This is a genomic window from Streptococcus sp. F0442, from assembly GCF_000314795.2.
Taxonomy (GTDB): Bacteria; Bacillota; Bacilli; order Lactobacillales; family Streptococcaceae; genus Streptococcus.
This window is the reverse complement of sequence record NZ_KB373314.1, coordinates 1005419-1020758: the sequence shown is the minus strand read 5'-3', so window position 1 is coordinate 1020758 and position 15340 is coordinate 1005419. Positions and strand designations below refer to the sequence as shown.

General features: G+C 38.7%; 18 protein-coding genes. 17 read left to right on the top strand and 1 reads right to left on the bottom strand.

From position 1 onward, the window contains the following. Window positions 1-117 precede the first annotated feature (117 nt). On the bottom strand, window positions 118-447 hold the full coding sequence (locus tag HMPREF9186_RS04955) for a helix-turn-helix domain-containing protein (RefSeq protein WP_009731711.1): 330 nt from the start codon (window positions 445-447) through the stop codon (window positions 118-120). 659 nt (window positions 448-1106) lie between these two features. On the opposite strand from HMPREF9186_RS04955, the gene HMPREF9186_RS04950 reads away from it, so the two are divergent. From HMPREF9186_RS04950 to HMPREF9186_RS04870, 17 genes are all read left to right on the top strand, one after another. After that, window positions 1107-1289, top strand: coding sequence for a hypothetical protein (locus HMPREF9186_RS04950; protein WP_009731710.1), 183 nt, complete (start codon window positions 1107-1109; stop codon window positions 1287-1289). Between the two features lie 34 nt (window positions 1290-1323). Continuing rightward, on the top strand, window positions 1324-1620 hold the full coding sequence (locus tag HMPREF9186_RS04945; protein ID WP_009731709.1) for a hypothetical protein: 297 nt from the start codon (window positions 1324-1326) through the stop codon (window positions 1618-1620). 21 nt (window positions 1621-1641) lie between these two features. Then, window positions 1642-2103, top strand: coding sequence for a hypothetical protein (locus HMPREF9186_RS04940; RefSeq protein ID WP_009731708.1), 462 nt, complete (start codon window positions 1642-1644; stop codon window positions 2101-2103). 13 nt (window positions 2104-2116) lie between these two features. After that, window positions 2117-3805: an FtsK/SpoIIIE domain-containing protein gene (locus HMPREF9186_RS04935; RefSeq protein WP_009731707.1), complete on the top strand. Its 1689-nt coding sequence runs from the start codon at window positions 2117-2119 to the stop codon at window positions 3803-3805. Window positions 3806-4012: 207 nt separating this feature from the next. After that, window positions 4013-5245: a replication initiation factor domain-containing protein gene (locus tag HMPREF9186_RS04930; RefSeq protein ID WP_009731706.1), complete on the top strand. Its 1233-nt coding sequence runs from the start codon at window positions 4013-4015 to the stop codon at window positions 5243-5245. A 14-nt stretch (window positions 5246-5259) separates the two neighbouring features. Further along, the gene (locus HMPREF9186_RS04925) at window positions 5260-5493 is read left to right on the top strand and encodes a hypothetical protein (RefSeq protein ID WP_000456042.1); all 234 of its coding nucleotides are present in this window, start codon (window positions 5260-5262) and stop codon (window positions 5491-5493) included. Between the two features lies 1 nt (window position 5494). After that, window positions 5495-6052 carry a hypothetical protein gene (locus tag HMPREF9186_RS04920; RefSeq protein WP_009731705.1) on the top strand — a complete coding sequence of 186 codons (558 nt, stop codon included), beginning with the start codon at window positions 5495-5497 and terminating at the stop codon, window positions 6050-6052. Between the two features lie 11 nt (window positions 6053-6063). Further along, complete coding sequence (locus tag HMPREF9186_RS04915) at window positions 6064-7059, top strand: conjugal transfer protein (RefSeq protein WP_009731704.1); 996 nt, start codon at window positions 6064-6066, stop codon at window positions 7057-7059. A gap of 9 nt (window positions 7060-7068) precedes the next feature. Then, complete coding sequence (locus HMPREF9186_RS04910; RefSeq protein ID WP_001095596.1) at window positions 7069-7293, top strand: TcpD family membrane protein; 225 nt, start codon at window positions 7069-7071, stop codon at window positions 7291-7293. A 2-nt stretch (window positions 7294-7295) separates the two neighbouring features. After that, window positions 7296-7706, top strand: a complete 411-nt coding sequence (locus HMPREF9186_RS04905; RefSeq protein ID WP_006149323.1) for a conjugal transfer protein — start codon at window positions 7296-7298, stop codon at window positions 7704-7706. 13 nt (window positions 7707-7719) lie between these two features. Next, on the top strand, window positions 7720-10224 hold the full coding sequence (locus HMPREF9186_RS04900) for an ATP-binding protein (RefSeq protein ID WP_009731703.1): 2505 nt from the start codon (window positions 7720-7722) through the stop codon (window positions 10222-10224). Between the two features lie 11 nt (window positions 10225-10235). Next, a complete protein-coding gene (locus HMPREF9186_RS04895) occupies window positions 10236-12119 on the top strand; it encodes a hypothetical protein (protein ID WP_009731702.1) in 1884 nt (627 codons plus the stop codon). 1 nt (window position 12120) lies between these two features. Then, entirely contained in the window at window positions 12121-12345 is a 225-nt protein-coding gene (locus HMPREF9186_RS04890; protein ID WP_009731701.1) for a hypothetical protein, read from the top strand. 16 nt (window positions 12346-12361) lie between these two features. Further along, window positions 12362-13474, top strand: coding sequence for a CHAP domain-containing protein (locus HMPREF9186_RS04885; RefSeq protein ID WP_009731700.1), 1113 nt, complete (start codon window positions 12362-12364; stop codon window positions 13472-13474). Window positions 13475-13490: 16 nt separating this feature from the next. Next, complete coding sequence (locus HMPREF9186_RS04880; RefSeq protein ID WP_003005186.1) at window positions 13491-13739, top strand: DUF3173 family protein; 249 nt, start codon at window positions 13491-13493, stop codon at window positions 13737-13739. 1 nt (window position 13740) lies between these two features. Then, window positions 13741-14892, top strand: coding sequence for a site-specific integrase (locus HMPREF9186_RS04875; RefSeq protein ID WP_009731699.1), 1152 nt, complete (start codon window positions 13741-13743; stop codon window positions 14890-14892). A gap of 78 nt (window positions 14893-14970) precedes the next feature. Beyond that, window positions 14971-15270 (top strand): YbaB/EbfC family nucleoid-associated protein, encoded by a 300-nt coding sequence (locus HMPREF9186_RS04870; protein ID WP_003005613.1) that lies wholly within the window; start codon window positions 14971-14973, stop codon window positions 15268-15270. Window positions 15271-15340: the final 70 nt, after the last annotated feature.

Sequence of the window (15340 nt, the reverse complement as noted above, 5' to 3'; positions counted from 1 at the left end):
AGATAATAAGTATTGAATAATAATAGTTGCAGCCATTTTATGACAAGAAAAAAGCTTCTGAAATGTTAGATTTCAGAAGCTCAGAATGATGACAAACATCAAAAACGATGTTTGTTTTTATTTCTTTCTACTAAAAGCTTTTTTCCGTTCTTCCATAAATTCGATTAACTCTTTCTTGAAGATCTCCTTTTCTTCATCAGTTAAACCTTTTGAATTCATACGAAAAAGCAGTTCTACATTATCTAATTCTTCATCATTTCCCGCAAGGTAGTCCATCGTAACTCCAAAGAAATTCGCAAATTTCTCTAAAGTTTTAGACGATGGTTTTCTTTTTCCACTTTCCCATTGCTGATAATTAGGTTGCTTGATACCAAATTCTTCCGCAATTTCCTTTTGTGTCAATCCTTTTTTCAAACGGAGTTCTTTTAATCGTTCTGGAAATCCCATTTTTAATTCCTCAAAAAATTTTAAAATATTTTGCAATAATCTCTTGACAATATACTCAATCGAGTATATAATATAAATATATTCGAAAGAGTATATATCTTCTAAAAATAATAACCTTATTTTAGAAGGTTTAGATCATTGACAATTAAATAAAAAGTGCGTCTGACAACCAGAGGACTGATCATCAGAACAACACATAAACTTCGTACCTTTATTGTAAATGTTTTGATAAGAAAAGTCAAGTCCGTTTTATGGTTGAAGTGAAGATAGAAAAACAAGAATCAATTCTTGTGGGCTTCCACGCATTTCGGACTTTCGCACTTTTCCGAATAGTAAAGTGAACTGGCTTCGCCAAAGGGCGTAAGAGAATCTCTTGGGTATGATGATGACTACCTAAAGAGATTGGCTGGGAAAGCGATGGTAATTGACGCAAAGCACCTTGCTAAACGTTGCCACCGTGGAAAGAGGGATCTTTCCAACCAAATAACTTTTCTTTACTGCTGTCTATCTTTCGATAGACCTACTCTCAAGCTACTAAGTTCTTTCCTTTTTTCACTTAGTAGCTTTTTTACTTATTACAATAAAGGAGAATGATATGACAAACTTTTTTCGCACTACAATGTAAACGACTCTATGATAACTATGAATTTACCTATGGTATGTTTAGTGAATCTGATAAACTACAGGCCAAACTTTATGCTCAGGCTCAAGTAGATCTAGATCATCTAGTTCAAGATGCTCGTAGGAATGGCTATGCTCATGGTGATATTGATCTTTATAGTCGCATGTTTAAACGCAAATTATTTACCCACTATTACTCAAGAGTGAAGCAACTAGCTTAACTCTTTTTATTTTACACTCAGAAAGGAAAATCTTATGATCTCAGAAACACTTAAAATGAAACCAGAATTTATTGGCCCTGCTTACTACGAACGTTTAGGAGATGCTCCTAAATTTATTTTTAGAAAAGAAGGCAAATACCAACGTCACATTCTAAACAGCGCAGAGCACGGTGCCTTTCATGTCATTACACCAGCCTCTACAACAGTTTTCCCAGAAGATGCTCTAGTAGAAACTGTTAACCCAATCTTTTTCCCAGACACTGCTTTAAATGGCAATACTGTTGCACCTTATCTCAATGTCTTTGCGGAAAAATTGGTAATCAAAAAATAAGAAATAAAAGGAGAAAATCACATGGCTAAAATTGGATTAAACTACGGAGAAAAACTACAAATTGCTGACAAGACGTATCGTGTCATTACAGATGGACTAGATGTCCCAGCAGTACTTGGAAAACTGTCTTTCCGAGGCATTGAAGGTCCTGATATCATCTTTGAAGTGGATCGCTCACAACGTAATCCTGATGGATCATTTGTCCAAGTCAATACAGGTGAGATCCGTGGAATTGTCGTAGGGATTCACTCTTCTGTTCAGCATGAAACCCTCTTTTTCACTATCGCAGATATGTCAGAGTCTGAAATTGAAGACCTAGGCATTAAATACCGAGAAGAGGTTGAACTAGAAGATATTGTTATCACGCATACCCATGTCAATCGCAATGATATCTATAAGCTCTTTGCTTCTAAGATCAAGAAAAAAGCTGGAGGTACACCAACTAAAGAAAACAAACCAGTAGAAAATAAGAAGGAAAACTAGGAGGTGATACATCATGAAACTCTTTACCTATCGAGGGAAAAGAGTTCACGCTTTTCATCGTAAACTAAAGGGAATCACATGGTTTATCTGGTGGTTTCCTTTTTTATTGTCTATTAGTTACTACAGCTACTTACATATTGAAGAATTAAAAGTTCATCCCTTGCCTCAAGGGTATTTTCTAGGAGCTGGATTTATCTTTTCTTTGATCTTATCTTGGTTTATCAATCGAGTTTGCTATAGGAAAGTGCTCTTCTTTCAAAAGCTAAACAGCCTTCGAATTCTCTCTCGTTTTTTGCTAGAGAATAACCTCTATTTGGTTAAAAAGGTCAAGCGTGAGAACAAGATCATTGAAAAAATCACCTTGCCTCAAGTGTATGTCAAACAGTCTCGCTACAAGATTGAAGTGAGCTTCATTCTAGAAGGGAATAAATTTCAAGATCGCTTTCTCAACCTTGGAGCCACGCTTGAAGTCATGTTTAACGGAGATTTTCGCAATAAAACCTTTGATAATCGCTTTATCAAATATGAAATTGCTATTAACCGAATTGATAGCCGAATCACAATTGATGAAGTCAAAGTCAAAGGCTCAAAACTCCAGCTTATGAAAGATGTATCTTGGGATTATATTGAAGAACCTCATCTTCTCATTGGCGGTGGAACAGGTGGAGGTAAAACCGTTGTTCTCATGACGATTATCTATGCACTAGCTAAAATCGGCTTTGTTGATATCTGTGATCCAAAGAATTCGGACCTGGCTGGATTAAAGAAAATTCCAGTCTTTCATGGTCGGGTTTACACTAGTAAGGAAGATATCATTAACTGTTTTAAAGAGAATGTAGAGTTTATGGAAAAACGCTATGAATTAATGTCTACTTCGCCAAAATTCCAAGCTGGAAAGAATTTTACTCATTATGACATGAAACCAAAATTCATTCTTGTGGACGAGTGGGCAGCTCTTATGGCAAAGATCGATCGTGACTATAGCCAACAGTCAGAACTAATGGAATACCTCTCCCAGTTAGTTCTAGAAGGCCGTCAAGCTGGAGTCTTTATCATCTTTGCTATGCAACGGCCTGATGGTGAATTTATTAAAACGGCTCTTCGGGATAACTTTATGAAGCGTCTCTCCGTCGGTCATTTAGAATCAACAGGATATGACATGATGTTTGGAGATGCTAATAAAACCAAAGAGTTCAAAAAGCTAGATGAAATTAATGGAGTCAAGGTCAAAGGACGGGGCTATATCGCAAACAACGGTGAGCTGGCTGGTGAGTTTTTCTCTCCTTATGTACCGCTTGATCAAGGTTTTTCCTTCTATGATGCCTACTCTAAAATTCCCATCACCGAGTTTGAAGGAGAAGAATTCTCAGTATTTGAAGAATATAAACCAACGGTTAAAACAATTGATCCTATAGAGGAAGAGGAGGCTATAGAAAACAAATCAAACAAGAGACCACTCAAGGAATTTGCGGACGAACAAAATCTTAAAATGCCAACCTTACGCAAGATTATCTATCTCTTAACAGAACAAGGGATCATCTTTGAACGGACTGTATCCGCTATTCTAGTGGATCCTTTTCAAGAAAAACTTCTTCTTGAAATCCTCGCTCAATTTGAAGAGGGAGGACGCAGGTCTTATCCAAAAGCAGTTGAAGCGACGATTGTTCATCATGGGCTAGGACAAGGGCAAGGGCAAGCCTGACCGCAGGTCAGGCGCAGACCGTAGCCCGAAGTCTCTAGGCCATGATGAAACTTCAACCCCCGTTTTCTAATAGGGGGGTTACATTTGGCAAAAACGCCAAGTCCACCCCTCCTCATTCCTTATGGGAGTTGGGTTTTCAATTTTTATGAAGTGTGTCACTTTCGTCAAAAAAGTGTGTCACTTTGTTAGAAAGAGGTGTTGCGATGAATGGACAAAATTAGTCCTTTTCATATTAAGAATTTCAGAAAACAAACAGGACTTAGTCAAAAAGCATTTGCACAAGCTGTTGATCTCCCTACAAGAACCTATCGCTCTTATGAAACAGGCGAAAGAGGACTGACGATTGATAAGTTTAGAGAACTAAAAGAAAGACTCGGTTACTATCAAGACTGCGATAAAAACAGTCTTCGGGCTCAGATCGACTATCTACGATTGACCTTTCCGAGATTAAAGGATTTAGACGCTTTCTGTGAAAACTTCCTTCACTGTCACCTAAGTGAATTTACAGACCAAGAAACCCGTCTTATGAACTATACCCACTTATGGCAACGAGGAAACATCTGGATTTTTGATTTCTTTGATAAGTCTGTGACCAATGACTACCAAACTTGTCTTCAGCTATCTGGTCAAGGATGCCGTGAGTTGGAATTGCTTCTAGAAGACAAAGGAATCACTTGGCAGATCTTTCTTCAAAACATTCTTTATTCCTATGAGGATGTTCGGGTGAAACGGCTCGATATTGCTCTGGATGAACTCTATAAGGGTTACGGTCACGAGGATGAACAAATTCAAATTCCCAAATTGATTGATAAACTCTATTCCAAAGAGATTGTCCTAGACACGATCAAGAAATGGAATATCACGGGTGGTGGATCATTTACAGATAATGAAGACATGGAAGCGAATCATGGCTTGTCCATTTACTTTGGGAGCCGTCAAAGTCAACTCTACTTCAACTTTTATGAAAAGCGCTATGAAATAGCTCGAATGGAAAATATCTCCTTGGATGAATCCTTGGAGATTTTTGGTATCTGGAATCGCTATGAATTGCGGTTTTCAGATCAGAAAGCTCAAGGCATTGTGGAGGAATACATTAATGGTGTAGACCTCGGAGAAATTGCACGAGGTATCGTCAATAAAGAAATTCAAGTCTATGATGGTCTCACTCGATTTGGAGCCTATAAACCCGATGAAAAATGGCAAAAACTCTTTGGAGGAGTCGAACCCTTGAAACTCTCAACCAACCCACAACCTTATAGTATTGAGAGAACGATTCGCTGGCTGACCTATCAAGTTGCTAACTCCCTTGCACTAGTCACTGAAGCAGATAAAATCCTGCAAACAGAATACATGAAGATGATTCAAAACAGTGGAGAAATAACAGATAGAGGGAAAGCCATGTTACGACTTCTCAAAGCTAATAAACACTATGAACACTAGAAAGGAAAAGCTATATGGAATACAAAGTTCAAATCAATTCACTAGAAAACTTTAAAGCTTGGTCTGGTGGACTAACCACCTTGAACACCGTCCGTGAACGTGGTGGAGTGGATACTCTAACCGTCATTTGTGAAGATATCTTCTCTGGTGATACGCCAACAGAAGGACAAATCAATGACTGGCTCTGGTTTGATTCAGATTTTATCTACCAAGCTCTAGGATACGATGATTTGCTTGAGGCTTCTTGAGATGCTGAAGAAGATTTATCAAGCAGACTTTCTGCTTCTTCCAGAACAAGAATTCTGGCATATGTACATTCTCTTACGAAAAGGCAAGAACTTCTACTATGAATGTGCTGGAAGATCTACCGAGAAGCTACCGGATGCGAAAGGTTTTTATGACTATGAACATGCCTGTTTTACCTTAGATGGTCAAGTATTGAGTGTAAATAAAAAAATGCGCCCCTCACTCATTACTTATATCCAAAAGACCATCAAAGACAATCAAGAAACATTTAGAAAGGAAATTGAAATGGCTACTAAAACTATTTTTGAAAAGAAAGTCTCTCAAGTCACGAATGAACTGGGAGAATTACTTAAAAAGAAAGATCACAGAGAGGCTTGGACCAAGGCTGGAGAATTAAATAGTCTCCTAAAAAAAGAAGAAGCCAAAGGCCTAAAACCTGACTTGATCGAACAACTCCAAACTGAGTTGCGAGGCTACTATTACATTAACGGTGAGATCGAAAAAGCCAATAAGCGCCTCTATGCAAAAGGTTCAAAGCTCATTGAACTTTCTAGTCTCTAAAAGGAGGATCTATGGATAAAGCCAAACGCTATTTGCTTCAAGCAAAAGAATATCTCTCACACTTCAAAAAGGTGGAGAAAAAAGGAGGCCCACCAAAGCTAAAAGTCACCAATAAAAAGACCGTCAATATTGCAGTCATAGGAGGAATTTCTTTCCTCCTTTTTGTTGGTCTCTTGGGATCTCTTCGTGCTATCACACTATCAAATAAAGTCGGAGCACTACAAGCTCAAGTGGAGGCTACTAAAAAACAAAAGGCACAGCCAATGGAGTCTAGTAGAAAATATGACTACAAACTCCAGTACTACTTGAATGACTACGTCTATGCCTATTTCACTCTTCCACAAGAAGGGGATAAACAACAAGCTCAAGTGGAATACTTAAATAGCTTTTACAACTTCATTCCTGATGTGAAAGCTCAAGGTCAAGTTCGAAATCCTAGTGAACTCCTCTATTCTCAGTTAGTGACTGTAGAAGGAAAGGTTGCGACCTATAAGATTAAATACAAGGAAATCATCCGTCGGGACAATAACACGGAAGAAAAAGAAATCGTGACAGGTTTCAATATTCCATTTGATGAAAAAGATGGGAAATATTATATTTCTGGCCTTCCTTGGTTTTCTGCCATTGAATCCTCACAAGCTGGACACTTTAGTGAAGACGATCAGCTTCAACTAACCGCTAATGACCACTTTTCAGATGCTCAGCGTAAGAAGGTTGAAAAGTTCCTCAAGGTCTTTTTCACCAACTATACTACTAACCAAGACAACCTCAATCTGATTGCTAAGGATGTGGATATCATCGCAAATAGCACTTTCAAAACGATCGACTACACTTATCTCAAACAGGACGGTGATGATTTAATCGCTTATGTCCAAGCCACCTTTGAAGTTGGAGGTACCACTCACTCGGAAAACTTCACCTTTACTCTATCAGAAAAAGAAAAGACCTACTATGTCTCAAAACTAGAACACACCATTCCACTGAATTATGCAAATGATAAAGAATAGGAGAACTCTATGAATACAAACAATCTACGAACCTTCCTTCAGGGTGATGGAATTTGGATCCTAACAGCTATTGCCGTGCTCTTGGCAATCAAGGCTTGGCGGAACAGTTCTTGGCTTCAACTCTTCTCTGTCGTTGGTTTCTATGCCGTTATTGTTTCAATTGCGAAAGGACAAGATATCCTAAAAGCAGTCGGCTGGTTCCTACGACTCTTCGGTATTGAATCAGGACTTTAAGTATGAATGAAGAAAGACTTTATGATTACAGTAAGGGCCTAAATGCTCCTTATTGGATCCAAGAAATCAAGACAAAAAAGGGCACTCGACTATGGTACTTTGCGACACCTATGCAGTTGTCCTTTTTCATTGTCTTTATCATCGTCTTTGTGGCCATGTTACTCTTTGGAGGATTTATCTTTGTGCCACTCGCAAAAATCACTCACTCAATTTCTCTCTTGCTCTATTGGTATCTCCCTTACAAATTGGCCAAGTTCTATACTGAATACGAGCCTCACGGTAAAAAGATGCACGTCTTTATCGGAGATTACCTGATTTACTTCTGGGATTTTAAGCTAAACAAAAAAGCTATCTACCACGAAGATCGAATAGAGCCTGTAGAAGAAATTGTCTTTGAAAAAACAAATCTATAGAAAAGGAGGACCTATGAGTATTACTTTAACTTATCCTATTAGGGAAACACATGAAAATCTAGCTCTCAAAAAAGATCAAACAGTCATTGCGTATTACCGTATTCCAAATACTCCCATCACCATTACGGATGATGAAAAAAAGGGCAAACATAAAATCACTGTTGCTCAAATGATGAAGAAGCTCCAGAAAAACAAGTTCTTTGAAATATCTCTGATCCCTAAAGACTATCTCTTAGAAGAGAAAATGCGGGACTTTTCAGATGCTCTAGCAGATGACAGTCGTGAACTAGGAGAAGAACTGCTTCTCTACACAGTGGATCGCCTAACAGATGAAATGGAAATTCCATATCAGTTTGACTGGGTAGTAGGAGTGACTTTACGCAAACAAAATCACGGAGCTACCGTTAAAGACTTGGCCTATGAGAGCTTTAATGAGTTCTCAGAAAAAATCGCAAAGGGCCTTGGCTATGAATATGAATTAAGTCCCACTTGGTATGAAGACTATAAAAGTGATGAATTCACTATTTTCCAAGCCTTCTCCGTCCTTCGGGCAAAACGGTTATCTAATGAAGAACTCTTTTATTACCAGCGGATGCAGTACCTCCGCTATATCCCTCACTACAAGAAAGAGGTGCTAGCTAATCGTGCTCAATTCAATATCACAGACACCTTGATCAAAGTTCTAAAAGGTGGCTTCCTCAAGCTAGAAAGCCCTTATGGATCTTCCTTTGTGACGATTCTTCCGGTTGGTAAATTTCCTGTTCAATTCAACGGCTTTCACCTAGGCGAATTTATCCAACGTTTGAACTTTCCTGTAGAGCTACGAATCAAGGCAGAATTTATTGATACAGGTAAAATCAAGGGTCGAATGGGACGATCGAATACACGTTACAGAAACATCATGGAAGAGGCAGAAAATACAGATACTGTCCAACAAGACGAGATTATCATGGGTTCCATCTCCCTAAAGGACTTAATGAAGAAAGTCGGAAACAAGGAAGATATCATCGAATATGGAGCCTATCTGATTATCTCTGCTTCTAGTGTGAACCAACTCCGTCAAAGACGACAAGTGGTTTTGAACTACTTTGATGATATGGGCGTTGAAATCAGTGAGGCCTCTCAAGACGGACCTTATCTATTTCAAGCGCTGCTCTATGGAGAAAACCTCCAAAAGAAAACTCGCACCTGGACACATATGGTCACAGCTCGTGGATTTTCAGAACTCATGCCCTTCACCAATACCTCTTCTGGAAACCGTATCGGTTGGTATATCGGCCGAGTAGATAACTGGACAGGCCGTTGGGACAATATTGCAAAAGCCATTGATTCCTCAAAGAACATCGTCCTCTACAATGCGACAGTGGGAAATAAGGAAGATATCGCTGGAAAGATTACCAAGAACCCACACATCATTATTACGGGGGCAACAGGTCAAGGAAAATCCTTCCTTGCCCAGATCATCTTCTTAAGTGTGGCTTTACAGAATGTCAAGACACTTTATATTGACCCTAAACGTGAACTTAGAAATCACTACCAAGAAGTGATCAACTCACCTGAATTTGCACGTCTCTATCCTGAACGCAAGAAACAGATAGAGAACTTTAACTTTGTGACACTAGATAGCTCACTTCCATCAAACCACGGAGTCTTAGATCCTATTGTTGTTCTAGATAAAGAACAAGCTGTAGAGGTCGCAAAAAACATGCTTGAGTTTTTACTACAAGCTGTAGATGATGTCACGATGGACCAGAAAACAGCTATCACAGAAGCTATTAATGCGATTGTAGAAAAACGAGTCGCTGGTGAGAAGGTCGGATTTAAACACGTCCTAAAAGTTCTGAGAGACTCTACTTCCTCTGAAATTGCTTCAGTTGGTCGTTATCTGACATCAATTGTGACGAACTCTATCTTGGAACTAGCCTTTTCAGATGGAACCACTCAAGGACTTAACTACGAGTCACGAGTGACCATCCTAGAGGTCAATAACCTCAAACTACCAAAAGACGATTCCACAAAAATTTCAGATCATGAACGCAACTCTATCGCTCTCATGTTTGCGCTGGGTGCCTTCTGTACCCACTTTGGAGAACGAAATGAAAATGAAGATACCATTGAGTTCTTTGATGAAGCATGGATTCTTATGAAGTCGGCAGAAGGAAAAGCCGTTATCAAAAATATGCGTCGGATTGGACGCTCCAAAAATAATACCTTGGCACTGATTACTCAATCTGTACATGATGCAGAAAATGACGATGATACAACTGGATTTGGGACTATTTTTGCTTTTTATGAAAAGTCTGAACGAGAAGATATTCTAAAACACGTCAATCTCGAAGTCACTGAAAGCAATCTCGAATGGATTGACAATATGATCTCTGGTCAATGCCTATACTATGACGTCTATGGCAATCTCAATATGATTTCCGTACACAACATCTTTGAAGATATTGATATGCTTCTAAAACCTATGAAAGCTACGGTATCATCAAGCCTTGAAAATAAATACGCTAGTTAGGAGGTGAACCCATGCAAGAAGCTTTTGACAAACTAAGAGGAGTCGATATCTTCTCTCTCAAGTCCTATATGGAGCCTACTGGGTTCGCTTCCTTTAACGGGGCTTGGGTTCTGATTAATGAGCTTTTCGTCAACTTCTTCTTTTTCATTCTAAACGCAGTGGTGGGATTCTTTTCTTTGCTGATTCGAATTCTCGAAAAGATTGATCTCTACTCCAACTACAAGAACTATGTCTTTAATGGAGCAATGAACATCTGGAAAGGATTCATCGGTTCAAGTTCTGGCGGAGTCGCAAAACAATCACTCGTTTCGATGTTGCTTCTGATTCTAGCGTTCTATCTCTTTTACCAGTTTTTCTTTTCGAAAGGAGCTTTTTCAAGAACTCTCCTTCATGTCTTTCTAGTTCTCATCCTTGGTTTTGGTTACTTTGGAACAATCGCTGGAACATCAGGTGGTCTGTATCTACTAGATACCATCAACCATGTCTCTCAAGATGTTACCAAAAATATCACGAATATCAAGGTGGAGTATGGCAATAATAAATCCATTAAAATTGGCGATTCCATGGCAGATAGCTATATTGCAGAAACCTCTTATAAAGCATATGTCTTTGTCAATACAGGTCAAGAAAATGGAAAATATAAGAATAGCCAAGATGGGAAACAAGAAACTTTTGATGATAGTAAGGTATTAGGAACAGGCGATAAGAATGGAAACTTTAAAGCAGTTAAATCGAAAGATCGCAATAAATATCTAGATGAACTAGGAAATGGAGCCAATGATGATGGTGAAAAGAACCGTTGGGTTTCAGCTATGCCAGATTTCATCTTTACTCGTATGTTTTACGTTATCTTCAAAATCTGTGAAGCCTTCGTATTAGCGATACCGGTTATTTTGATTCAGATGTTAAACGTCATCGCTCAAACACTTGTCCTGATGATGATCCTGCTCTTTCCAATTGTGCTACTAATGTCCTTTATACCAAGAATGCAAGATTTGATTTTTGGAGTTCTGAAAGTCATGTTTGGTGGGCTGCTTTTCCCAGCTATCACGAGTCTATTAACTCTTTTGGTCTTCTACATTGAAAAAATGATAGAAAACATTGTCATTACAGGTTTTGATGGCATCCTTAAAACACTTCCATCTTTGATTATCTTCGGTCTTGTCTTTAAACTACTCATTTCAGTTGTATCAAAAGGACTTGTATACTTCCTTCTATGGAAATACAAAGCTGAGTTGATCCAATTCATTCTTGGATCCAAAGCTCGAATGGTGGCAAGTGACATTGGAAACAAAGTTGAAAAAGGAGTCACAAAGACTAGAGAGGTGGCTTCACAAGTACCATCGAGAAGTCTTTCATCTGCTCAACACCTTGGAAACTTTGCCCTAGCAGGTGCGGGTTTTGGAGCTGGGATGATGATGAATGCCAAGAGTCACTTCCAAAATGTTGGTTCTTTCTTTACTAATAAGGAATCAGAGCACCAACCCGATGAAGTGCTCCCAACAGAAACGCTTGAAACTTCAGAAAGTCCGGATGCTCCTGGACCAAACATTCCGAAAACAAAGCCAGCGCTAGAAGGGATTAAACCAGTTGAAGAAAAAATACCAACTCCTTCAATGGAATCCCCAATCACAGCGGAGCCAACACCAAGTTCAAACGAGGAATTTCAAACTCTTAAAGAAGAATGGATTTCTCCATTTAAACAACTCCGCATTAATAGTATTGAGCGCAAATTAGAGGAATATAAAGATCCTCAAGCTATGTACAAAGCTCAAGGGTCGAATGCTTTCACTCGTGCTTATAGAAAGACTATGACACGAGACGATAAATTGAGATCCAATATTGAACGAAGAGACCGATTAACAGAACGCTTAAAACAACTCAGAGGAGAATGATATGAATACCAAAATACGCTCAAGAACTGCTTTTCCAAGAGTTCTTGAAGAAACTCTTTATCAAGCCTACCAAGAAGGAAAACGCTCAGTCGATTTCCTTCTTTTATTTCCAGTCTCAGAACAAGAGCGGGACCAAATCATCCTACAGGCTAAGTCCTATTCAGTCGTTCTAGATGCAAAATGGCGCTTTGGGACTGTTTTGTTCACTGCTTATATAAGACATTAACTAGAAAGGAGATTCGATGAAAAAACTAAAATGGTTTCTATTAGCTGGTCTCATTCCTCTCTTTCTACCAGTCCTCATTATTATTATCCTTATGGGGGCTGTCGGAGGTGGTGGAACAAATGGCTCACCCCAATCCCAAAATGGAGTGACTTATGCGGATCACTGGTCAGATGGAGACCCTTATACTCATAACCTACTGGTTCATCGCTTCGGTATTACAGCAGAGCAATTAGACGGCTTTTTAGATACGTTAGGAATCTCCTATGATAAGACCCGAATTAATGGAAAGAAACTCCTCGAATGGGAAGCTAAATCTAATCTTGATGTCCGTGGAATCGTTGCGATCGCACTGAATGAAAGTTCCCTTGGAACTGCTGGAGTAGCCACTAATCCTGGAGCTAATATGTTTGGTTTTGGTGCCTATGACTCCAACCCAGAATATGCCAATAACTTTAATGATGAGATTGCTGTTGTCGGACTAACCCAACAAACTATTATTGGGAATAAAAACCAAACCTTTAAAATCCAAGATGACAAGGCTAAGAAATTTGCGAATGGTACTCTAAATCCAGCTACCGATGGCGGTGTCTATTTTACAGATACTACGGGATCCGGAAAAAGACGTGCAGAAACCATGCAAAAACTGGATGCCTATATAGATGAACACGGAGGAACACCAAAAGCTCCTGAACAAACTACAGGAAAAACTAGAGATGGTGGAGGAGTAACTTCAAATGATATACCGGTAGGTTACAGTCTGACAACAGCTATTGATACCGCAGGATATATCGCTAGCACCTATCCATGGGGACAATGTACCTGGTATGTCTTCAACCGTGGGAAACAAGTCGGAGTCAACTTTGATCCATTTATGGGAAATGGTGGTCAATGGATGAATAAGCCAAGTTTCACAACAACCCATACACCAACTGAGCACTCTGCACTATCATTTAGCCCTAGCCAAGCTGGAGCTGATCCAATATACGGACATGTTTCATTTGTGGAACAGGTCAAATCAGACGGTTCAATTCTCATCTCAGAGTGTAATGTGAAAGGATTAGGGATCATTAGTTACCGTACTTTTGACGCAGAAACTGCCAAACAATTTACCTATGTAATAGGACATTAGAAAGGAATAGATATAGATGATTCAAGTTGTAGATAAAAATGATTTAATGGAATTGATTGGATATTCTGAAACACAAGCTAGTAAATTAATACGAAAGGCTAAAAGCCAGCTTGTACAAGAAGGATTTGAATGGTATAAGAATAAACGTATTGGACGTGTACCGATTATTACAGTTGAATCCATTCTTGGTTTTCAAATACAATTAAAAAATGATATAATTGAAGGGAACCTTCAAAGCGCTGTCATGACTGAAGGAGAAAAATAGCATGGCGGTAATAAAACAGGACGATGGACTGTGGCTAGTTGATATTAGTGATGGTAAAAGTTCCTTAACTGGCAAACGTATACGACACCGCAAATCTAATTTTTTAACGAAAAAAGAAGCAGAGGAATATGAGGCTTATTACCGTATCCATAAGTTAAATCAGATACAGAATACAAAAAAACTCACCATTTCCTCTCTTTATGTAATGTTAAAAGAAGAAGATGAGCTTCGTGGAAATAAAAGAGGTACAATAGATACTCAGAACTCATACTATACCCAATATGTATCGCGATTCTTTGAAAATGCTGATATGTCTTCAGTTACCATTCAAGATGTAAAAAAATATCGAGATTGGTTAATTGAACAGCCTAGTGTAAAAGGTGGGACGCTTACACCAACACATATTAACCAACAAATGATTTTTGTTCATAAGTTGTTTGATATTGCTATTTCGAAAGGATTTAGACAAGATAATCCATGTGATGCTATTCGGAAACTTCCAGAAAAGCATAAAGAAATGTCCTACTATACTCCTGAACAATTCAAGGAGTTTGAGTCCTATTTCGAAGAAAGTGAATATCCTTTTAAACTTTTATATCGTGTACTCATGTTTACGGGAATTCGTATGGGGGAGGCACTTGCCTTAACTTGGAGAGATATTTTTCTTGATGAGGGATATATTAAGATCCGTAAGTCAGCCTATTATCGCAATGGAAAAACACATATTGGATCTGTAAAGACAACTCAATCAAATAGAGAAATCTACATTCATAAAGCTTTTGTGGATGAGTTGAAAACCTGGAAGTCAGTACAAAGTCAGAGGCTGTCTAAGCTCACTGATTCAATAGATGATTTGCAGATTTTCCAATTTTCAGGGGAACCTATGACTGCTCCGAATGTCTCTAACTTTAGAGCGTCATTCAAGAAAAGATTGCCAGAAGATTTCAAATTGATCCGAAACCATGATTTTAGGCATTCGCATGTAGCCTTTTTGATAAATCAGGGATTGAGGAGAGGAGAAGGAAAGGATTATATCTTTTTCACACTGATGAAACGACTAGGACATAGTTCTATCAATACAACAATAAATATCTACTCACATTTGTTCCCATCACAACAAAAAGAGGTCGCTAACGCATTTGACGATTTTTAGAAAAATGGGCAGAAGTGGGCAGTGAAAATTAAGCAATAGGGTCTAAACCCTTGATACGAAAGGAATCTAGAAAAAATTATGATGAATATGCAAAATATGATGAAGCAAGCTCAAAAATTGCAAAAGCAAATGGAGCAAAGCCAAGCAGAATTAGCTGCAACTCAATTTGTAGGAAAATCTGCTCAAGATTTGGTTGTCGCGACTCTTACAGGTGATAAGAAGGTAGTTTCCATCGATTTTAACGCCGCAGTGGTTGACCCAGAAGATACAGAAACGCTTTCTGATATGACGGTGCAAGCCATCAATGCTGCCATTGAAGAAATTGATGCGGCAACCAAGAAAAAACTCGGTGCTTTCGCAGGGAAATTACCATTTTAAGCAAAGAAAGTTTCATCAACTCAAAAGAGGCTGGGACAAAAGTCCTAGCCTCTTCTTGTTTTTGGATTGT